At 58.5% G+C, this 20,445-nt stretch carries 16 protein-coding genes; 10 read left to right on the forward strand and 6 right to left on the reverse strand.

Annotation, left to right across the window (positions count from 1 at the left end):
• Nucleotides 1-200: 200 nt before the first annotated feature.
• Nucleotides 201-1,697 (forward strand): inorganic phosphate transporter PitA, encoded by a 1,497-nt coding sequence (gene pitA / locus ACEQFP_RS05290; protein ID WP_005290690.1) that lies wholly within the window; start codon nt 201-203, stop codon nt 1,695-1,697.
• 119 nt (nt 1,698-1,816) lie between these two features.
• Here pitA and ACEQFP_RS05295 read toward each other — a convergent pair whose 3' ends face one another.
• Nucleotides 1,817-3,166, reverse strand: coding sequence for a sodium-dependent transporter (locus ACEQFP_RS05295; protein WP_005290694.1), 1,350 nt, complete (start codon nt 3,164-3,166; stop codon nt 1,817-1,819).
• Nucleotides 3,167-3,401: 235 nt separating this feature from the next.
• Nucleotides 3,402-3,737 (reverse strand): universal stress protein UspB, encoded by a 336-nt coding sequence (gene uspB, locus ACEQFP_RS05300; protein ID WP_005290697.1) that lies wholly within the window; start codon nt 3,735-3,737, stop codon nt 3,402-3,404.
• 613 nt (nt 3,738-4,350) lie between these two features.
• Here uspB and uspA point away from each other — a divergent pair.
• The 3 genes from uspA (at nt 4,351) to gdhA (ending at nt 8,049) form a co-directional block, all read left to right on the forward strand.
• A complete protein-coding gene (uspA, locus tag ACEQFP_RS05305) occupies nt 4,351-4,788 on the forward strand; it encodes a universal stress protein UspA (protein ID WP_005290708.1) in 438 nt (145 codons plus the stop codon).
• A gap of 261 nt (nt 4,789-5,049) precedes the next feature.
• Nucleotides 5,050-6,525 (forward strand): dipeptide/tripeptide permease DtpB, encoded by a 1,476-nt coding sequence (gene dtpB / locus ACEQFP_RS05310; RefSeq protein ID WP_005290712.1) that lies wholly within the window; start codon nt 5,050-5,052, stop codon nt 6,523-6,525.
• Between the two features lie 177 nt (nt 6,526-6,702).
• The gene (gene gdhA / locus ACEQFP_RS05315) at nt 6,703-8,049 is read left to right on the forward strand and encodes an NADP-specific glutamate dehydrogenase (protein WP_370547134.1); all 1,347 of its coding nucleotides are present in this window, start codon (nt 6,703-6,705) and stop codon (nt 8,047-8,049) included.
• 28 nt (nt 8,050-8,077) lie between these two features.
• Here the strand turns inward: gdhA and ACEQFP_RS05320 are convergent, their stop codons facing one another.
• Nucleotides 8,078-9,541 (reverse strand): HAMP domain-containing sensor histidine kinase, encoded by a 1,464-nt coding sequence (locus ACEQFP_RS05320; RefSeq protein WP_035599748.1) that lies wholly within the window; start codon nt 9,539-9,541, stop codon nt 8,078-8,080.
• Nucleotides 9,538-10,251 carry a response regulator transcription factor gene (locus ACEQFP_RS05325; RefSeq protein WP_005290722.1) on the reverse strand — a complete coding sequence of 238 codons (714 nt, stop codon included), beginning with the start codon at nt 10,249-10,251 and terminating at the stop codon, nt 9,538-9,540. The genes ACEQFP_RS05320 and ACEQFP_RS05325 overlap by 4 nt, the downstream gene beginning before the upstream one ends.
• A gap of 520 nt (nt 10,252-10,771) precedes the next feature.
• On the opposite strand from ACEQFP_RS05325, the gene ACEQFP_RS05330 reads away from it, so the two are divergent.
• The 6 genes from ACEQFP_RS05330 to ACEQFP_RS05355 all read left to right on the forward strand — a co-directional run bounded on the left by ACEQFP_RS05330 (nt 10,772) and on the right by ACEQFP_RS05355 (nt 17,591).
• Nucleotides 10,772-11,764, forward strand: coding sequence for an autoinducer 2 ABC transporter substrate-binding protein (locus ACEQFP_RS05330; protein ID WP_005295524.1), 993 nt, complete (start codon nt 10,772-10,774; stop codon nt 11,762-11,764).
• Nucleotides 11,765-11,889: 125 nt separating this feature from the next.
• Nucleotides 11,890-13,386 carry a sugar ABC transporter ATP-binding protein gene (locus tag ACEQFP_RS05335; RefSeq protein WP_068870180.1) on the forward strand — a complete coding sequence of 499 codons (1,497 nt, stop codon included), beginning with the start codon at nt 11,890-11,892 and terminating at the stop codon, nt 13,384-13,386.
• Entirely contained in the window at nt 13,379-14,368 is a 990-nt protein-coding gene (locus tag ACEQFP_RS05340; RefSeq protein ID WP_047058966.1) for an ABC transporter permease, read from the forward strand. The genes ACEQFP_RS05335 and ACEQFP_RS05340 overlap by 8 nt, the downstream gene beginning before the upstream one ends.
• A gap of 1 nt (nt 14,369) precedes the next feature.
• Nucleotides 14,370-15,323, forward strand: a complete 954-nt coding sequence (locus ACEQFP_RS05345) for an ABC transporter permease (RefSeq protein WP_005290736.1) — start codon at nt 14,370-14,372, stop codon at nt 15,321-15,323.
• A 16-nt stretch (nt 15,324-15,339) separates the two neighbouring features.
• Nucleotides 15,340-16,977 (forward strand): FGGY-family carbohydrate kinase, encoded by a 1,638-nt coding sequence (locus tag ACEQFP_RS05350; RefSeq protein WP_005290741.1) that lies wholly within the window; start codon nt 15,340-15,342, stop codon nt 16,975-16,977.
• Nucleotides 16,974-17,591, forward strand: coding sequence for an SIS domain-containing protein (locus ACEQFP_RS05355; protein WP_005290744.1), 618 nt, complete (start codon nt 16,974-16,976; stop codon nt 17,589-17,591). Before ACEQFP_RS05350 ends, ACEQFP_RS05355 begins: the two co-directional genes overlap by 4 nt.
• Here the strand turns inward: ACEQFP_RS05355 and rsmJ are convergent.
• Entirely contained in the window at nt 17,573-18,322 is a 750-nt protein-coding gene (gene rsmJ / locus ACEQFP_RS05360; RefSeq protein ID WP_370547133.1) for a 16S rRNA (guanine(1516)-N(2))-methyltransferase RsmJ, read from the reverse strand. The genes ACEQFP_RS05355 and rsmJ overlap by 19 nt on opposite strands.
• On the reverse strand, nt 18,322-20,364 hold the full coding sequence (prlC, locus tag ACEQFP_RS05365; RefSeq protein WP_068870282.1) for an oligopeptidase A: 2,043 nt from the start codon (nt 20,362-20,364) through the stop codon (nt 18,322-18,324). Before prlC ends, rsmJ begins: the two co-directional genes overlap by 1 nt.
• Nucleotides 20,365-20,445 lie beyond the last annotated feature (81 nt).

The following is a 20,445-nucleotide window of genomic DNA, read 5'->3' on the forward strand; positions in this document are numbered from 1 at the left end:
TACCATTACAATGCCAATCATGATATAAAAAATTTTTACTGTCATAATGCTTATAACTTTATGAAATACTAAGAGTAGTCTTAAGTTGATACCTCCTTTTGTCATCGGCAAATCAAAAAAACGTCATATTTTCCTTTTCCCCGGCCAGTCTTCTCGCCGATAATGCGCCGCGTTCATGTCCACAAACTGGCGTAACGCATATGCTACATCTCTTTGCAGGGCTAGATTTCCATACTGGCCTAATGTTAGTCCTCGCACTGCTGTTTGTGCTGTTCTACGAAGCCATCAATGGCTTCCATGATACGGCCAACGCGGTCGCCACCGTCATTTACACCCGTGCACTGCGCTCGCAGATCGCCGTGGTAATGTCCGGTATTTTTAACTTCCTCGGCGTCATGTTGGGCGGTCTGAGCGTGGCCTATGCCATCGTTCACCTGCTGCCGACCGATCTGTTGCTGAACGTCGGCTCTTCCCATGGTTTGGCGATGATGTTCTCCCTGCTGTTGGCGGCGATCATCTGGAACCTGGGCACCTGGTACTTCGGCCTACCGGCCTCCAGCTCGCACACCCTGATCGGTGCCATCATCGGTATTGCGCTCACGAACGCGCTGATGACGCACACCTCGGTGGTCGATGCCCTCAATATCCCTAAGATGATTGAGATCTTCCTGTCATTGATCATCTCGCCGATCGTCGGCCTGCTGCTGGCGGGTCTCATGGTATGGTGTTTGCGTCGTTACTGGAGCGGCACCAAGAAGCGTCGCCGCATCCATATGACGCCGGCCGAGCGCGAGAAGATCGACGGCAAACGCAAGCCACCGTTCTGGACGCGTATCGCCCTGATCGTCTCTGCCATTGGTGTCAGCTTCTCCCACGGCGCCAACGACGGCCAGAAAGGGATCGGTCTGCTGATGCTGGTGTTGATCGGCGTCGCCCCGGCGGGCTTCGTGATGAACATGGATGCCACCGGGTATGACATCGCCCGTACGCGCGATGCCATCACCCATCTGGATCAGTATTATCGCCAACATCAGGCTGACCTGAGCCATGTCATCAACACCGAGCCGGAGATCCCGGCGAGTGAAGAGGGACAGGGCAGCAAGATCTTCCATTGCAACCCGGCACGGGCGCAAGTCGCCATCGCCAGTGCGCAAGGTATGCTGGCCGATCTGCAAAACTATGATCAACTGACCGTCGATCAACGCAGCCATATGCGTCGCCTACTGATGTGCGTGGCCGATACGGCCGGTAAGGTCGCCAAACTGCCGGAAACCAGCGATAGCAACAAACGCTTCCTGGGCGACCTGCGTAAAGATCTGCTGGCGACCGTCGAATATGCTCCGATGTGGATCATCGTCGCCGTCGCACTGGCCCTGTCGCTGGGCACCATGGTCGGCTGGCGTCGCGTTGCGACGACCATCGGTGAGAAGATCGGTAAGAAGGGGATGACCTATGCACAAGGGGTGTCGGCTCAGATGACCGCCGCCATCTCCATCGGTGTCGCCAGCTATACCGGGATGCCGGTTTCCACCACTCACGTGCTCTCCTCGGCCGTGACCGGCACCATGCTGGTCGATGGCGGCGGCGTGCAGGGTAAGACGGTGAAAAACATCCTGCTGGCCTGGGTATTAACCCTGCCGATGGCGATCGTCATTTCCAGTCTGTTGTACTGGCTGGCGTTAACCTTCGTCGTCTAAACGCCCGCTAATGAAGACTAAGCCCGTCATTGACGGGCTTTTTTTTACCTCAGGCGCATCGGCGCGCACCTGGTACGACGCGATACCAACAACGACAGGATCACGCCCAGCGCCCCCTCTTACCACACGCCATGTAACAAGATCACCCCGATGCATAACGGAGCCGCATAGCGCCAGGTAAAACGCAACGCCCGGCGCCACAGCGGCGACAGAGTCGACGGCAACAACCCTTCCAGTCGAGATGACCAACCGAACAGCAGGCAGATGACGATGGCGAACAGCGGCATCATCAGGTTAGAGGTCAGAAAATCCAACCAGTCGAACAGCGAGCGCCCCGCCCAGGTGTAATCCGCCAGTGGGCCAAACGACAGTGTAACCGGGATGCCTGCCAGCATGATGCTGGCGCTGACCAACAGAGTGGCATTACGGCGCGACCATCCCCAGCGGCCACAGGCGAAGGCCACGATATGCTCCAGTAAGGAGATAGAGGAAGAGAGTGCCGCCAGCAACAGCAAGATAAAAAATGCCGACGCCCACAGTGAGGCAAAAGGCAGATGACTAAAGAAAACCGGCATGGTCATAAAGGTCAGCCCCGGTCCTGCGCTCGGATCCAGACCGGCGGCACTCAGCGCCGGAAAGATCATCAAACCGGCCAGCACACAGACCAGACAAGAGAGCGCCACCACCCACAGGCTGGATCGCGCCACGCCATCACTACTCGGCAAGTAGGCGCCATACGTGGTATGGATCCCCAGGCCGACGGACAGGGAAAAGAAGGCTAAGCCCAACGCATCCAAGACGCTTTTTCCGCTCAGATGGCTAAAGTCGGGCCACAGAAACAGGCGTAAGCCGGCGGTGGCCCCCGGCAAGGTCAACGCGATGACGATCAACGCTACCATGATCAACAGCAACAGCGGCATCATCACCTTCACCGCCTTCTCCACCCCGCGCTGTACCCCGCCCAATACCACATAGGCGGTCAGTGCGGCGAACAACAGGTGGGTCACGACTGGCCAATAGGGATGACTAATATAGTGACTGAACAGCGCCTGAAATCCCTGTGCATGGTCGCTCTGCAAGCGCCCGGCCCCCGCCATCAACGCATAGCCGACTGTCCAGCCGCCGACCACACTATAAAAACTGTAGATGCACCAACTGGTCACGATACCGAGCAAGCCGACCCACCCCCAATGACGCCCGCACAACTGGCGGAATGCCTGCACCACGCTCTGACGGCTATGGCTGCCCAGCAGGGTCTCGGCCATAAAGACCGCCAATCCCAGGGTAAAGCTAAACAGAAGGAACAACAGCAGGAAGGCACCGCCGCCATTGGTCGCCGTCACATAGGGGAATTTCCAGATGGCACCGATCCCGATCGCCGATCCGGCGGCGGCCAGGATGTGGCCCACTCGCGACGACCACTGGGGAACCCGGCTCACCGCCGGTGAGCTGTCTAACACTTGACTCATAACATCACTCCGCTGGATGGGGAATCGCCGGAGTACGTCTTGAGGTTTACCTACAACAAGGCCGCCATCCGGCGGCCCTGAGAAAATAGATGGTGTAAGCAGGCCGCCCTAGGTGCTAAGGAGAAGAAGTAGGTTTAGCAGGCGACGCTGTACTGACATAGTCATTGATATCCGTAATGGAAGATTCCCTTTTACCCTATAACAATCCGCTCGGTTAGGCAACGCGCGTGTTTCGTCAGTGCCAGATGGCTAACCCAATCAAGGCGAGGGTAACCAATCCGCACAGGGCGCTGGTCAAGATAAATTGGCGGCGTAACCGCTCACAACGGCGAATGAACTCATCGTCATGGTGATCGTTGTAACGACGCTCATAGATATAGCGCACCAGGCGTAACTGCTTGCTCGGTTGACCATGACTGGTAAAGAAACCACTGCCATCGACATATTGATAGAGCAAGGGATCGCAACCGCGCAAGACTATCAATAGGGAGCGCAGAGAGGAGTAATAACGTAGCATGTTGACTACGCACACAATAAACAACGCCCAGAATAGTGCGACGGTATTAATCATGATTTCCCCCTCCTGGCATCCTCACGGCATAACGCTGCCGAGGACGCGATACTGAACTCGACAATGTCGGCGTAGCGTGCCGCCGACCCATGGTGTTGTCATCAAGAGACGGTATTCCCTGCCCGAGGGAGTACAATTATTAGTGTAGGAAATCTGGCGGCGACGCGTGCGAAGATCACAAAAATTATTTCTTTCAGCCCTGGCGAGCGCGGATCCACTACGCTATAGGTTAAAGATTTCATTATATATTCGGCGAAGTCGCCGTCAAAATGCCGTCCGAGGCGGCATTATCTTGGGGGTAAATCAACTTTTGCACGCAATCGGGAAACAGTACTTGATTTACCCTGCGGTGATCCTTATAAAAAATGAGTTAATCATATTACTAGGCTATGTCCCGCAAGGGTGTATGTGCATCGAAGGCGCCATTGCGGGACACAGCCTAACACTTTCCGGTCACGGTCTTCTCTGGGTGAGCAACGCGACCACGACCCTGTGAGCCGTATGACATATCTCACGATCCGGACAGTGCTATTATACAGGTATCGCCAGCACGCCCGCCGGGGCAGACGAAACCTGTGATACCCGTTAACCGGCTTTAGGAAGGAGCGCTCTTATGGCTTATAAACACATTCTGGTTGCTGTAGACCTTTCCCCGGAAAGTAACATACTGGTCGAAAAAGCCGTGTCCATGGCACGCCCCTACGACGCGAAGGTTTCGTTGATCCACGTAGACGTCAACTACTCCGATCTTTATACCGGTCTAATCGACGTCAACTTGGGGGATATGCAGAAGCGTATTTCCGATGAGACGCATCACGCCTTAACCGAGTTATCTCAACATGCCGGTTATCCGATCACCGAGACCCTGAGCGGCAGCGGTGACCTCGGTCAGGTCTTGGTCGACGCCATCAAGAAGTATGATATGGACCTGGTGCTGTGTGGCCATCATCAAGATTTCTGGAGTAAGCTGATGTCCTCCGCACGTCAGCTGATCAATACCGTGCATATCGACATGTTGATCGTGCCGCTAAAAGACGAAGAAGACGATTAATTTGCACTAATATCCCCGGTTCTTCCCCCCGCCACGGCGCTCACGCCGTGGCGTTTTTGTTTCTTTCCCGCCAACTTTTAGCAAAAGAGTGAACAAGCGCTCAATTAACCGACAATCAAAATAATAATCTAGTAATCACGGTTAAATACCACATTTAATACAGTAGATTTGTTTATAAAATAGAATTCTATTTCATCAAGATGTGCCTATGCATCACGCAATCACTTTTACCAACATAACAATAATCTGAGGCCAACCACAATGAACACCACCACGCCGGGCTTGCTCCAGCAGCCAAAGCCATTTTTCATGATATTTTTCATAGAATTATGGGAACGTTTCGGTTATTACGGCGTACAAGGAATTCTGGCCGTCTTCTTCGTAAAACAGCTAGGATTCTCCCAAGAACAAGCCTTTATCACCTTCGGTGCCTTCGCTGCCTTGGTCTACGGCCTGATCTCTATCGGCGGTTACGTCGGCGACCATCTGCTCGGGACGAAACGCACCATGGTGCTTGGCGCTATCGTGCTGGCCCTGGGCTACTTTATGACCGGGATGTCGCTGCTCAAACCGCAGATGATCTTCGTCGCCCTCGGCACCATCGCCGTCGGCAACGGACTATTTAAGGCCAATCCCGCCAGCCTGCTCTCCAAATGCTATCCGCCGAAAGATCCGCGCCTCGATGGGGCATTCACGCTGTTCTACATGTCGATCAATATCGGCTCGTTGATTTCGCTCTCCCTGGCACCGATCATCGCCGAACGCTTCGGCTACGCCGTGACCTATAATCTGTGCGGCGCAGGGTTGATCGTCGCCTTGTTGGTCTACTTTGCCTGCCGCGGCATGGTGCGTAGCCTCGGCTCCGAGCCAGACCATCTGCCTCTGAACTACGGCAAGCTGTTGCTCGTTCTGGCCGGCTCTGTGGTCATGATTGCTATCTGCGCCTGGCTGATGCATAACGTCGGCGTAGCGAACATCGTGTTGATCGCCGTCTCCGTGGTCGTGATCTACTTTTTCTTCCGCGAGGCCTTCAAGCAAGATACCCAGGGACGTAACCGTATGTTCGTCGCCTTTATCCTGATGCTCGAAGCCGTACTGTTCTACATCCTCTACGCACAAATGCCGACCTCGCTCAACTTCTTCGCCATCAACAACGTGCGTCATGAGATCCTCGGCTTCGCGATTAACCCGGTCAGCTTCCAGGCCCTCAACCCCTTCTGGGTGGTGGTCGCCAGCCCCGTATTGGCCTCGATCTATACTCACCTCGGTAGTCGTGGACGCGATCTGAGTATGCCGACCAAGTTTACCCTGGGGATGCTGCTGTGCTCGCTGGGCTTCCTGACCGCCGCCGCTGCGGGTCTATGGTTCGCCGACGCCCAAGGATTGACCTCACCGTGGTTTGTGGTCTTGGTTTACCTGTTCCAGAGCCTGGGTGAGTTGATGATCAGCGCCCTAGGTCTGGCGATGGTCGCCGCCCTCGTTCCCCAGTACCTGATGGGCTTCATCCTCGGTATGTGGTTCCTGACCCAAGCCGCCGCCTTCCTGCTCGGCGGCTATGTTGCCACCTTTACCGCCGTACCAGACGGCATCACCGACCCATTACAGACCCTGCCCATCTACACCAGCGTATTCGGTAAGATCGGCATCGCGACACTGATCATCGCGCTGGTAATGGCGGCCCTAGTCCCTTGGCTCAAACGCATGATGAATACGCAAAGCGACGGCCAAAACGCCTGATTATCCTCTGTATAACAAGGCCCTGCTAGCACAGGGCTTTGTTCTTCTCCCCTCGCCAGCAAACTCCTTGCATCGCTAATCTATGGCGATGCTATAGTGCCAATCAGCCTATTTTTTAAGCACAAACGCTGCTATCCGGCTACCCACGCGCCCTCCGCCCCTCACCAGGAGTTTCCTATGACATCGATCGATTCCGTCGAGCACTTTATGCAGCACGTCCTATTGCGCGACCCACACCAGCCAGAGTTTGCCCAGGCCGTACGCGAAGTCATGACCACCCTATGGCCCTTTCTACAACAGCATCCCCACTATCGCCAGGCCGCCCTGCTGGAACGCCTGATCGAGCCTGAAAGGGTGATCCAGTTTCGTGTCAGTTGGGTCGACGATCGCAACCAGGTGCAAGTGAACCGAGCCTGGCGCGTACAGTTCAACTCCGCCATCGGCCCCTACAAAGGGGGAATGCGTTTCCATCCCTCTGTCAACTTGTCGATCCTGAAGTTCCTCGGCTTCGAGCAGACGCTGAAAAACGCCCTCACCACCCTACCGATGGGGGGCGGCAAGGGGGGCAGCGACTTTAACCCCAAAGGGAAAAGCGATGGCGAAATCATGCGTTTCTGCCAGGCACTGATCGGCGAACTATACCGTCATCTCGGCCCCGATACGGATGTCCCCGCCGGTGATATCGGCGTCGGAAGCCGCGAAGTCGGCTATATGGCGGGGATGATGAAGAAGCTCGCCAACCATACCGCCTGTGTGTTTACCGGTAAGGGGCTGGCCTTCGGCGGCAGCCTGATGCGCCCACAGGCGACGGGCTATGGTCTGGTTTACTTTACCGACGCCATGCTACAACGCCATGGCTTGGGGATGGAGGGGATGCGTGTCGCCGTCTCGGGTTCGGGTAACGTGGCTCAGTACGCCATAGAGAAGGCGATGGCGCTAGGCGCTAGCGTTATCACCGCCTCCGACTCCAACGGTAGCGTGGTGGATGAGGCGGGGTTTACGGCGGAGAAGCTGGCCCAACTCTGCGCCATCAAGGCCTCGCCGGACGGGCGCATCGCCGACTATGCGCGTACCCTCGGCCTAACCTACCTCGAAGGGCAGCAGCCCTGGCATGTACCGGTCGACATTGCCCTGCCATGCGCCACCCAGAATGAACTGGACAGCGAAGCCGCCCGGATGCTGATCGCCAATGGGGTACGTGCCGTGGCCGAAGGCGCCAACATGCCGACCACCATCGAAGCGACGGATCTCTTCTTGCAGGCCGGCGTGTTGTTCGCCCCCGGCAAGGCAGCCAATGCCGGCGGCGTTGCCACCTCGGGGTTGGAGATGGCGCAGAATGCCGCACGCCTGTCATGGAAGGCCGATGAAGTCGACCAGCGACTGCATCAGATCATGCTGGACATTCACCAGTCCTGCGTCGACTACAGCGGTGAGCCGACGGGCCCGACCCACTACGTTCGTGGTGCCAACATCGCCGGTTTCGTCAAGGTTGCCGACGCAATGTTAGCCCAAGGGGTTCTGTAATCCGTTTCTCGCGCCCTACGGGGCGCGCCTACAGTGGCAAAGAGAGGCGGAAACAGGCTCCCGGCTGTCCCGTCACCAAGGCGATATCGCCATCATGTAGCGCCAGCATCCGTTTCACGATCAAGAGTCCCAAGCCACCACTCTCGTGGCGTCGTTCAGCGGATGATAACGGCCGCTGGAATAGGGCCTCTCGCAATGCATCGGGCACGCCGGGGCCACTGTCGCATAACTCCACCCACAAGCGTCCCTGCGCCTGCCATAGACGGACCACGATGCGCCCCTCTGGCGGCGTATGGCGCAAGGCGTTATCCAGCAGGTTGGTCAATACCCGCTCCATCATATGGATATCCGCCGTGATCGGAGGCAATCCCGCCACCACATCGGTACTCAGCGTCAAGCCACGCGTCTCGGCAGCCAACTCAAACTTTTGGAACACATCCTGCACCAACTCGGCGAAGGAGAAAGGCTCGCACTGTGGCTTAACCGCACCGTACTCTAGCCGCGCCAGCTCGAACAGCTGCTGAGCCAGGCGCCCCACCTTCTGACTCTGCGTTAAGGCGGTAGCCAGATAGCGCCGCCGATCCGCCTCGCCGAGACTCTCCTGCTTCAGGCTCAGGGTCTCCAGATAGCCGTGTAACGAGGTCAGCGGTGTGCGCAAGTCGTGTGACACGGTGGTGATAAACTCACGCCGCTGACGATCCTGATCGGCCAGGCGCCGCCACTGCTCGGTGATGCGCCGCGCCATACGGCCAAACGCCCGCTGCAGACGCGCTACCTCATCCTCGCCCTGCACCCGCTGCAACGCCGCCAACGTCTCCGGACTCAAGGTCTCCAACCCTTCACGCTCCAGACGATCCACTTGGTGCGTCAAGGCATGTACCGGTCGCGTCACCCAACGGTACGCCAGCAGCCAAGCCAGCAATCCACACCCCAGGATCAGGGCGATCGACCACCCCGCCATGCGCCAGGCCGAGCCGAGGCGGGCATCATCGCTCAAGCGGTTATACTCCTCCCCCAGCAACACCACATACAGATAGCCGCGGGTATGGCCATTCAGGGTCAACGGCGTGACGCTAAACACCTTCTTGGCATCACGACTACGTGGATCATCGCCATATAGTGGTAAGGCCTGACCGGCCAAGAAGGCTTCGATCGGCGCCAGGCCGACACGATGACGCACGATGCGTCCCGCGGGAGCCGCATCGCCGATGATCTGCCCCTGGCTATCCAGCAGATAGACCTCCACGCTAGGATTCACCGCCATCAGCTGGTCGAATAGTCGTTTCACCGAGGCTCGATTCAGGCCATCGGCCTGCAACAGCGGATTATGCTGGGCGATATGGCTGGCCAGATCGGCGGAAAGACGCTGGATCACCTGATGGCTATAGGCGGCGTTACTACGCAGCTGTAACCAGCCCGTCAAGGTACTACAGACCAGCAGCAGCAGGGCAAACACCAGGGCAAGACGCTGCGAGAGACTGAGGTATCTCATGCGGGAACTCCACCATCACCGAACTTATAGCCTGCGCCCCATACCGTCAGGATCCAGACCGGCTCGGCGGGATCGTCTTCGATCTTGGTGCGCAGCCGATTGATATGGGTATTGACGGTATGTTCGTAGCCATCATGTTGATAACCCCAGACTTTATCCAGCAATTGGAGACGTGAAAATACCTGCCCCGGATGGCGAGCGAAGAAATAGAGTAGATCAAACTCGCGCGGCGTCAGCTCGATCGCCCGCTCCGCCACCCAAGCCTGACGCGCGATCGGGTCGAGGGTCAGGGCGCCGTGAGTCAAGCGCCCCGCCTCTAGCATCAGATTACGTCCCATCGCCTCTTGGCGCCGAAACAGCGCCTTGACCCGAGCAACCAGTTCGACCATGGAGAAGGGTTTCGCCAGGTAGTCATCCGCTCCCAACTCTAGCCCCAAGACGCGATGCGGTTCGCTGGAGCGAGCGCTGATGATGATAATCGGGGTATAACGTGTCATCGCGCGGACCCGGCGGCAAATGTCTAAGCCATCCACCCCCGGCAGCATCAGATCCAGGATCAATGCGTCCCAACCGCCCTGTTCGATCAACGCCATGCCTCGATCCCCCTCGGCGGCATGAGTGACATGGTAGCCCGCATCGCTCAGATGCAGCGTTAGTAGTTCGGCGATCAGTGTGTCATCCTCGACCACCAGGATCCGTTTTTCCGTCATCGTCTCTCCTCCACGCGCCTAGATTTATTCAGTCTACCCGGCCTCTACCCTCCGAGTTATCACATTTTGTTTATAAAGTCGGCAAACTGACATTAACTTTCAGTCGGACTACCACAATGCGCTCAATTACCGCATTGACATCGCCGGCGAGGAGTGAACGACCTCGATCAGCAGTGAAATAATTTTCATAGAATTAAATTGCCTTATCGTTTCATCTCACAAATATAAACATTGGTCATTATCCCCCACGAAAATGCATACTTTTCCCATACCAATGCCTAATGAAATGATAATGAAATGTTAATAGCTGTGTGAGTTTCAAGGAAAAAATAACACGATAAAAGTAATAAAATTACCTAGGAAATTAAATGAGACCATTTTTTTACCTTGTTTTATCCATAAATTAACATGTATGGGCATAGATCACATTTCCCCCGCCACGGGCAGCCAGTCGTCGCCATTCTTCATTACCCTTTTCGCATGAATTTTCCCAGGCTCTTACAACAACAAAGGTTCAGCCATGAAATTCAAACTCGCCTTGCTCACGACCGCTTTGGCCTCTGCGTGCCTGTTTTCCTCCCCCTCGTTTGCCGCAGAAAAGGCCGATAAGCATGACATTGCCGTGGTAGCCAAAGTCACTGGCATCCCCTGGTTCAACCGTATGGAGACCGGAGTAAACCAGGCGGCGCAACAGTTGAATGTCAATGCCTACCAAACCGGTCCGGCGACGCCGGATCCGGCGCAACAAGTGAAAGTCATAGAGGATCTGATCGCCAAGAATGTCGACGCCATCATCGTGGTACCCAACGACGCTAAGGTGTTGGAGCCGGTACTGAAGAAGGCGCGCGATAAGGGGATTGTGGTGCTGACGCATGAGTCACCCGATCAACAAATCGGCCAATGGGACATCGAAACTATCGATAGCCAGAAGTACGCCGAAGCCAACGTCGATCAGCTGGCCAAGGCGATGGGGGGCAAAGGGGGTTATGCCATCTACGTCGGCTCCCTAACGGTGCCGCTGCACAACGCCTGGGCCGATTACGCCGTGAAATACCAGAAAGAGAAGTACCCGGAGATGTTTGAGGTTACCTCGCGTCTACCGGTGGCCGAGAGCATCGATAAATCCTATGCCACCACCCTGGATCTGATGAAGACCTATCCTCAATTGAAAGGGATCATCGGCTTCGGGTCACTCGGCCCTATCGGCGCCGGCCAAGCCGTCGCCAAGAAACGCGCCAAGGATAAAGTCGCCGTCGTCGGCATCGCGATGCCTTCCCAGGCTGCACCTTATCTGATACGCGGCGATATCAAGCAAGTCTTGCTGTGGGATCCGAAGGACGCCGGCTATGCGCTGGTAACCGTGGCCGACCGCCTGTTGCAAGGGCAAGAGGTCACGCCGGACCTGAGCATTGATGGACTGGGCAAGGCGGATGTGGACATGAAAGATCACGTTATCCGCTTCAATAAAATATTGGCAGTGACCAAAGATAACGCCCAGTCGCTCGGTTTCTGATCTCGGCCAACGCCGTCATCACCAGGGAAACCATCCCGCCAGCCGACACGACTGGCACTCAGGTAACGTCTCTCCATCGTCATACCGTGACGCCCCGACTCGGGGCGTCCGGCGGAGTATTGCCCATGAACAGCAGCGCATTCATCACGCTTGAAAACATCAGTAAGCAGTTTCCCGGCGTGCTGGCACTGGACCGGGTCAGCCTCACGCTGAACAAAGGCGAGGTACACTGCCTGGCCGGCCAGAACGGCTGTGGCAAAAGCACCATCATTAAGGTGATCTCCGGCGTCTATCAGCCGGAAAAAGGGGCGCGTCTCCTGATCGACGGCAAGCTCTTCCACCAGCTCACGCCTTCGCTCTCCGCCCATTACGGGATCCAGGTCATCTACCAGGATCTCTCTCTCTTTCCTAACTTCAGCGTGGCGGAAAACATCGCCATTCATCGCTACCAGCCCGGTGGCGATCTGTGGGTTCGCAGAGGCGCCATGCGACAGCAGGCGCTGGCGGCCATGCAACGCATCGGAGTCACCCTCGACCCCGATAAAAAGGTTGAAAAGCTGTCGATCGCCGATCGACAGTTGGTTGCCATCTGTCGCGCCATCGCCGCCGATGCACGTCTGGTGATTATGGATGAACCGACGGCCTCCCTCACTCGTCAGGAGGTCAACGGCCTACTGCGTGTGGTCAACGAACTCAAGGCCGCCGGGATCTGTGTGGTGTTCGTCAGCCATCGCCTGGATGAGGTGATGGAGGTCGCCGATCGCATCAGCGTGATGCGCGACGGTAAGCTGGTCGGCACCTGGCCCGCCAGCGAGTTAGATAGCCACGAGCTGGCCTTCCTGATGACCGGCCAACGCTTCCACTACACACCTCTGCCGCCCTATAGCGCTGCGACGGCGGTCCCGCGTCTGGCGCTGCGCAACCTTACCCGGCATGGCAAGTACCATGATATCAGTCTAGCGCTGCATCCCGGCGAGATCGTCTCCATCGTCGGCCTACTCGGCGCCGGGCGTACCGAGCTATGCCTAAGCCTATTCGGCATGACCCGCCCGGACAGCGGCGAGATAGCCATCGATGGCCAGGCCGTGACCCTTAACGGTAACCGTGACGCCATCCGCCACGGTATCGGTTATGTCTCGGAGGATCGTCTGACTCAGGGGCTCATCATGGATCAGTCGATCTACGACAACACCATCGTCACTGTTTTCGACCAGCTACACACCCGTGCCGGCCTGCTCGATCACCGACGGGCCGACGCATTGGTTCAGCGCCTGATCCGCGAGCTGAACATCAAGGTCGCCGACAGTGCCCTCGCGGTGAAAACACTCTCGGGCGGTAATGCCCAGCGTATCGCCATCGCCAAGTGGGTCGCAACCCAGCCCCGCATCCTGATCCTCGACTCTCCCACCGTCGGCGTCGATATCGCCAACAAGGAGGGGATCTACCAGATCGCACGCGATCTGGCACAACAGGGCATGGCGGTGTTGATGATCTGCGACGAGATCCCGGAAGCCTACTACAACAGCCACCGCATCCTGGTGATGCGCCGGGGAGAACTGGTGGCCGAATTCTTACCGCAACGCTGCAGCGAACAAGACATCGCCGAGGTGGTCAATGCATAACTCCTTCCTTTCTCGTCTCGCGGGACGGCACGAAGCCTACCTCGGACTCTTGGTGGTCGCCCTGGCGCTGGGGCTGACACTGACGACCGACGAGTTCTTTTCACTGGGTAACCTGACCGATGTCGCCACCAGTTACGCCATCCTTGGCATCTTGGCCTGCGGCCTGTTCGTGGTGCTGATCGCCGGTGGGATCGATATCTCCTTCCCGGCGATGACCGCCATCGCCCAGTACGTCATGGCCAGTTGGATCATCACCCACGGCGGCAGCTTCCCGCTGGCCTTCGCCTTGGCGATCGCCGTCGGCCTGTTGCTCGGGCTGTGCAACGGCTTCCTGGTCTACTGGTTACGGGTACCGGCAATCATCATCACCATCGCCACCCTCAACCTCTACTATGGGCTGCTGGTCTACCTGACCAAAGGCACCTGGCTGTACGGTTTCCCCGACTGGTTTATGGAGGGGGTGAACTACTTCTCATTCACCGCGAGCGATGGCTACGACTATGGTCTGACGCTCCCCCTGCTCTGCCTCGGTGGCACCATCACGCTGACGGCACTACTGATGAACTATACCCGTCTGGGACGGCAGATCTATGCCATGGGCGGCAACCGTGATGCCGCCTCTCGACTGGGGATGAATCTGTTACGCCTGCACTTCTACGTCTATGGCTACATGGGCATCCTGGCCGGTGTGGCGGCGGTAGTACAGGCGCAGATCACTCAATCGGTGGCCCCCAACTCCCTACTCGGTTTCGAGCTAACGGTGCTGGCGGCGGTGGTACTCGGCGGCACCAGCATGTCCGGCGGACGCGGCACCCTCACCGGCACGCTGCTGGGGGTGATCCTGCTGGCCTTCCTGCAAAACGGGTTGACGCTGCTCGGCGTCTCCTCCTACTGGCATACGGTGCTCAGTGGGGTGATCATCCTGATCAGCATCAGCAGTACCGCCTGGAATGAAAAACGCAAACTGGCTAAGGAGCTATAACATGAACGCCTTTGCGCGCCTGCTGCCCGGCGATCGTATCATCCGCTTACAGTGTCTGATCATCGTCGTCGTCGCGTTGCTGTTTTCCGCCCTGCTCGGTACCCGCTTCTTCAGCGTGGCGAACTTTCAATCCATCACCGCCCAATTGCCAATCCTCGGCATGCTCGCCCTCGGCATGGGGGTGACCATGCTAACCGGCGGCATCAACCTGTCGATCATCGCCGGTGCCAACGCCTGTTCGCTGGTGATGGCCGCCATCATCGTCGCACATCCCGATCAGCCCCTATTCCTCCTACTGGCGCTCTTGGCTGGCCTGGCGGTGGCGGTAGCCATCGGTGCGCTCAACGGCGCGTTGATCGCCTGGATCGGCGTCTCACCGATCCTGGCGACCCTCGGTACCATGACTCTGATCACCGGCCTGAATATCCTGCTCTCCAACGGGGCGGTTATTGCCGGTTTCCCGCCATTGTTCCAACAGCTCGGCAGTGCGACGCTGTTGGGGATCCCGCTGGCACTGCTGCTCTTTTTGGCGGTGGCCGCCGCCCTGTGGCTACTGTTGGAGCACACCACCCTGGGACGCAGCCTGTATCTGATCGGATCCAACCAACAGGCGACCCACTTCAGCGGCGTGAATACGACCCGGGTACAGATCGCCGTCTATGTGATCTCGGCCGTGCTCGGCTGGGCAGCCGCCTTACTGATGATGGCAAAATTTAACTCGGCCAAGGCCGGTTACGGCGAATCCTACCTGCTGGTCACCATCCTGGCCTCGGTACTCGGCGGCATTAACCCAGACGGCGGTTTTGGCCGTATCCTCGGGCTGGTGCTGGCGTTGATCGTGTTACAGATGCTGGAGAGCGGCCTCAATTTGCTGGGCGTCAGCAGCTACCTGACCATGGCCCTATGGGGCGGTGTGCTGATCCTGTTTATCGCATTACAGAATCGAAAAGCCTGATTTCGGGAGAACATTCATGGCGAGCTATTTTATTGGCGTAGATGTAGGAACCGGCAGCGCCCGCGCTGGCGTCTTTGACCTCAGTGGACGCATGGTCGGCCAGGCGACACGCGAAATCGACCTCTATCGTCCCCAGGCCGACTTCGTCGAACAATCTTCAGATAACATCTGGCAGGCCGTGTGTAACGCGGTACGCGATGCCGTGAGCCAGGCCGATATCAATCCGATTCAGATCAAAGGAATGGGATTCGATGCCACCTGCTCGTTGGTGGTTTTGGATAAGGAGGGCAAGCCGCTGACCGTCAGCCCCTCCGGACGCAGCGAGCAGAACATCATCGTCTGGATGGATCATCGTGCCATCGCGCAGGCGGAGCGTATCAACACCACCCATCACCGGGTACTGGACTTCGTCGGCGGGATCATCTCACCCGAGATGCAGACGCCCAAACTCTTGTGGCTGAAACAGCACATGCCGACGACCTGGGCCAATGCCGGTTATTTTTTCGACTTACCCGATTTTCTCACCTGGCGCGCTACCCAGGATGACACCCGTTCCCTCTGCTCCACGGTGTGTAAATGGACCTACCTCGGCCACGAACAGCGCTGGGACGATAGTTACTTCCGCGAGATCGGGCTGGAGGATCTGCTGGCGCACGACGCCGCCAAGATCGGGCGCGAGGTCAAAACCATGGGTGAGCCGCTGGGCTACGGCCTGACCGAGCGCGCCGCCCGTGAGATGGGGTTGATCCCCGGCACCGCCGTCAGCGTCTCGATCATCGATGCCCATGCCGGTACCCTTGGTACCCTGGGTGCCAGCGGCGTCAGCGGTGAACTGGCCGACTTCGATCGGCGTATCGCCCTGATCGGCGGCACCTCCACCGGCCATATGGCGATGTCACCCACCGCCCGTTTTATCGGCGGCGTATGGGGTCCCTACTATTCGGCGATCCTGCCCGGCTACTGGCTGAACGAGGGGGGACAATCGGCCACCGGCGCCCTGATCGATCACATCATCCAGTCCCATCCCTGTTATCCCGCCCTGCTCACCCAGGCCAAAGCCAACGGACAGACCATCTATGAGTTACTCAATGGCCTGCTACGCAAGATGGCCGGGGAGCCGGAGAACATCGCCCTGCTAACACGCGACATCCACGTTTTACCTTACTTCCACGGCAACCGTTCTCCGCGCGCTAACCCAACACTGAGCGGGGTGCTCAGCGGGCTGAAGCTATCACGGACGCCGGAGGATCTGGCATTGCAGTATCTGGCAACTATCCAGGCGATCGCGCTAGGTACCCGCCACATCATCGAAACGATGAACCAAAGCGGCTACCGCATCGACACTATTATGGCCAGCGGCGGCGGTACCAAAAACCCGCTCTTCGTCCAGGAGCATGCCAACGCTACCGGCTGCGCCATGCTGTTACCCGTCGAAGGCGAGGCGATGTTGCTGGGCGGCGCCATGATGGGCACGGTGGCCGCCGGTGTCTTCGATACGCTGCCGGAGGCGATGGGAGCCATGAGTCGCATCGGCAAGACCGTGACGCCGCAGGCCACCAGCATCAAGCAGTATTACGACCGCAAATACCGCGTATTTCATGAAATGTATCAAGACCATATGAAATATCGCCAGCTGATGCAGGGGGAAGAATGAACCCGGAATGGCGCCAGGCGCAAGACGCCTGGCACGTGTACAGCGAGGAGTTGGCACAACTGGCGACGCGCCTGGATGCCGCCAGCTGGCAGCGACTGCTGGATCGGCTCGACGGCTGCCGTGGCAAGATCGTGGTCAGCGGCGTCGGTACCTCTGGGATCGCCGCACGCAAGGTCGCACACATGCTGGCCTGCGTGGAAAGACCGGCCATTTACCTCAGCGCCACCGATGCCGCCCACGGCGACCTCGGTTTCCTGCGGGCGGAGGATCTGGTCATTCTGATCTCGCGAGGCGGCAACTCCGACGAGCTGACGCGCCTGTTGCCCACCTTGCTGGCGAAGGGCGTGCCCTTGATCGCCGTGACTGAAAATCCCGACTCAGCCATCGCTCAGGCGGCACAGCTAACGCTGGCCACCGGAGTACAACGGGAGATCGATCCACTCAACATGCTGGCCACCACCTCGATCATCCTGGTGTTGGCCCTGTTCGATGCCGCCTGTGCCTGCCTGATGCAACGTAGCGGCTACGATCGCCGCACCCTACTGGCGGTACACCCCGGCGGTGACGTCGGGCTCAGCCTGCGTCACGCCGGCGATCAGCCCAACGGCGCGTAGAGGTCGAAACGGTGGCTCTTGGTGAGGGTCGCGTTCGGGGTGGCGACGCCAGCCAGCGGCGGTGCATAGTCCGGGCGCTTCACCACCACCCGTTTGGTCGCCAGTTGACGCGCCGGTGCCAGCAAGGCATCGGCGTCATCATCGGCACCGACCAACGCCTGAAACACGCGCATCTCTTTCTTCACCAACGCGCTCTTCTGGCGGTGGGGGAACATCGGATCGAGATAGACCACCTCGGGGCGGGGCGTCAAGGTCGCCAGCGCCTCGATACTGGAGGCATGCAGCAAGGTCAGACGCTCGCGCAGCCAGGGGCCGATCTCTGCATCGGCATAGCCGCGCTGTAGACCATCGTCCAACAACGCCGCCACCACCGGATGACGCTCCAACATGCGCACCCGACAGCCCAGCGCGGCCAGCACGAAAGCGTCACGTCCCAGACCGGCGGTGGCATCCACCACATCGGGTAGATAGCCGCCCTTGATACCAACCGCCTTAGCCACCGCCTCACCGCGCCCGCCGCCAAAACGACGGCGATGCGCCATCGTCCCACCGACGAAGTCGACAAAAATCGCCCCCAGCTTCGGCTCATCCAGCTTACGCAGCTCCAGGCGTTGCGGCGTCAACACCAACGCCAATAAGGCGTCTGCATTGTGGCTTAACCCCCAGCGCTGCGCCAGCGTGGCCAACGCCGCGACATCGATGCCCTGCTCGGCCAGCAGCTGAACCGACATCAGCCCTTGATCCCGTAGTGGCGCAGCATGGCGTCGATCTGTGGCTCACGACCACGGAAGGCCTTGAACAGCGTCATCGGCTCGTCGGAGCCCCCTTGGGACAAGATGTTATCCAAGAAGGCCCGCCCGGTATCGACGTTAAAGATACCCTCCTCCTCAAAGCGAGAGAAAGCATCCGCCGACAGCAACTCGGCCCACAGGTAGCTATAGTAGCCCGCCGCATAACCGCCGGCGAAGATATGGCTGAAGGCGTGTGGAAAACGCCCCCACTCCGGCGACGGCACCACCGCTACCAGTGCCTTCACCTGACGTAGGGTCTCCATGATCTGCGCCCCTTGAGCCGGATCGAACTCGGTATGCAGACGGAAGTCGAACAGGCCAAACTCGAGCTGGCGTAGGATAAACAGCGCCGACTGGTAGTTCTTCGCCGCCAGCATCCGCTCCAACATCGCCTGCGGCAACGGCTCGCCACTCTGGTAGTGACCAGAGATAAAGGCCAGCGCCTCCGGCTCCCAACACCAGTTCTCCATGAACTGACTCGGCAGTTCGACCGCATCCCACGGCACGCCGTTGATACCGGAAACGCCCGGGGTTTCGATACGCGTCAGCATGTGGTGCAGACCGTGGCCGAACTCGTGGAACAGCGTGGTGACTTCGTTATGGGTGAACAACGCCGGCTGATCGCCCAATGGGCGGTTAAAGTTACAGGTCAGGTAGGCCACCGGCTTCTGTAACGTACCGTCGGCGCGGCGCATGCGGCCGGCGCAGTCGTCCATCCAGGCGCCGCCCCGTTTATGCTCGCGTGCATACAGATCCAGGTAGAAGCTGCCGCACAACTCGCCATCGCGGTCATGCAGCTCGAAGAAACGGACCTCCGGGTGCCAGACATCGACATCGTGGCGCTCTTTGGCCGTGATGCCGTAGATGCGGCGCACCACCTCGAACAGGCCGCTCAGTACCGTCGGCTCGGGGAAGTAAGGGCGCAGCTCCTCGTCGCTGATGGCGTAGAGGTGCTGTTTCTGCTTCTCGCTGTAGTAGGTGATGTCCCAAGGCGCCAACGCATCGACGCCATAGTTCTCTTGGGCGAAGGCGCGCAACTGCTCCAGCTCCGCGACACCCTGATCATGAGCGCGCTGGGCGAGGTCGTTGAGGAAGCTCAATACCTGCTGCGGGTTCTCCGCCATCTTGGTGGCCAAGGACTTATCGGCATAACTAGCGAAACCCAGCAATTGTGCCAGTTCGTGACGCAGCGCCAATGTCTCCGCCATGATCGCACTGTTGTCCCACTGGCCGGCGTTCGGTCCCTGATCGGAGGCCCGCGTCGTGAAGGCTTGATACATCTCATGACGCAATGCGCGGTTGTCGGCATAGGTCATGACCGGCAAGTAGCTCGGCATATCCAACGTCAACAGCCACCCCTGTTGGCCGCGCGCGGCCGCCAACTCGTGCGCCGCCGCCAAGGCACTCTCCGGTAGACCGGCCAGCTCGCTCTGCTCCGTGATTAACTTGCTCCAGCCCATGGTGGCGTCCAGCACGTTATTGCTGAAGGCCGATCCCAACTCGGACAGACGCATCACGATTTCGCCGTAGCGTTTCTGCGCCGCTGGCGGCAGCCCGATGCCGGACAGTTCGAAGTCGCGCAACGCGTTATCGACCGCCCGCTTCTGCGCCTTATCCAGCGCCGCGTAACCCTCGCCCGCCTTCAACTGACGGTAGGCTTGATACAACCCCTGATGCTGGCCCACCCAGGTCCCATACTCCGACAACAGCGGCAGACACTGCTCATAAGCCGCGCGCAGTTCCGGGCTATTCTGCACCGCATTGAGGTGACTCACCGGCGAAAAAATCCGGCTCAGGCGATCGTCGACCTCTGCCAATGGTTGTACCAAGTTATCCCAGGTGAAGGGACCGGGTTGTGCCACGACGCGCTCCACCGCGGCACGGCAGTCGGCCAGCGCCGCACTTACCGCCGGCACCACATCCTGCGGCGTAATGCGAGAAAAGGGCGGGAGAACAAAGGGGGTCAGCAAAGGATTGGTCATCTGCATGTGTCCTATGGTCGGCGGGGCTGACACGGCAGCCCCGGAATTCGGGTCATCCGCCGCATGACGCGCCGGATCGAA

The sequence above is a fragment of the Edwardsiella sp. A.80236 genome (assembly GCF_044540725.1).
In the GTDB taxonomy this organism is placed as follows: Bacteria; Pseudomonadota; Gammaproteobacteria; order Enterobacterales; family Enterobacteriaceae; genus Edwardsiella; species Edwardsiella tarda.

What these genes read in the sequence shown, in the direction of transcription:
- pitA (WP_005290690.1), top strand. Translation starts at nt 201, where the DNA reads ATGCTACATCTCTTTGCAGGGCTAGATTTCCATACTGGCCTAATGTTA.
- ACEQFP_RS05295 (WP_005290694.1), bottom strand. Translation starts at nt 3,166, where the DNA reads ATGAGTCAAGTGTTAGACAGCTCACCGGCGGTGAGCCGGGTTCCCCAG.
- uspB (WP_005290697.1), bottom strand. Translation starts at nt 3,737, where the DNA reads ATGATTAATACCGTCGCACTATTCTGGGCGTTGTTTATTGTGTGCGTA.
- uspA (WP_005290708.1), top strand. Translation starts at nt 4,351, where the DNA reads ATGGCTTATAAACACATTCTGGTTGCTGTAGACCTTTCCCCGGAAAGT.
- dtpB (WP_005290712.1), top strand. Translation starts at nt 5,050, where the DNA reads ATGAACACCACCACGCCGGGCTTGCTCCAGCAGCCAAAGCCATTTTTC.
- gdhA (WP_370547134.1), top strand. Translation starts at nt 6,703, where the DNA reads ATGACATCGATCGATTCCGTCGAGCACTTTATGCAGCACGTCCTATTG.
- ACEQFP_RS05320 (WP_035599748.1), bottom strand. Translation starts at nt 9,541, where the DNA reads ATGAGATACCTCAGTCTCTCGCAGCGTCTTGCCCTGGTGTTTGCCCTG.
- ACEQFP_RS05325 (WP_005290722.1), bottom strand. Translation starts at nt 10,251, where the DNA reads ATGACGGAAAAACGGATCCTGGTGGTCGAGGATGACACACTGATCGCC.
- ACEQFP_RS05330 (WP_005295524.1), top strand. Translation starts at nt 10,772, where the DNA reads ATGAAATTCAAACTCGCCTTGCTCACGACCGCTTTGGCCTCTGCGTGC.
- ACEQFP_RS05335 (WP_068870180.1), top strand. Translation starts at nt 11,890, where the DNA reads ATGAACAGCAGCGCATTCATCACGCTTGAAAACATCAGTAAGCAGTTT.
- ACEQFP_RS05340 (WP_047058966.1), top strand. Translation starts at nt 13,379, where the DNA reads ATGCATAACTCCTTCCTTTCTCGTCTCGCGGGACGGCACGAAGCCTAC.
- ACEQFP_RS05345 (WP_005290736.1), top strand. Translation starts at nt 14,370, where the DNA reads ATGAACGCCTTTGCGCGCCTGCTGCCCGGCGATCGTATCATCCGCTTA.
- ACEQFP_RS05350 (WP_005290741.1), top strand. Translation starts at nt 15,340, where the DNA reads ATGGCGAGCTATTTTATTGGCGTAGATGTAGGAACCGGCAGCGCCCGC.
- ACEQFP_RS05355 (WP_005290744.1), top strand. Translation starts at nt 16,974, where the DNA reads ATGAACCCGGAATGGCGCCAGGCGCAAGACGCCTGGCACGTGTACAGC.
- rsmJ (WP_370547133.1), bottom strand. Translation starts at nt 18,322, where the DNA reads ATGTCGGTTCAGCTGCTGGCCGAGCAGGGCATCGATGTCGCGGCGTTG.
- prlC (WP_068870282.1), bottom strand. Translation starts at nt 20,364, where the DNA reads ATGACCAATCCTTTGCTGACCCCCTTTGTTCTCCCGCCCTTTTCTCGC.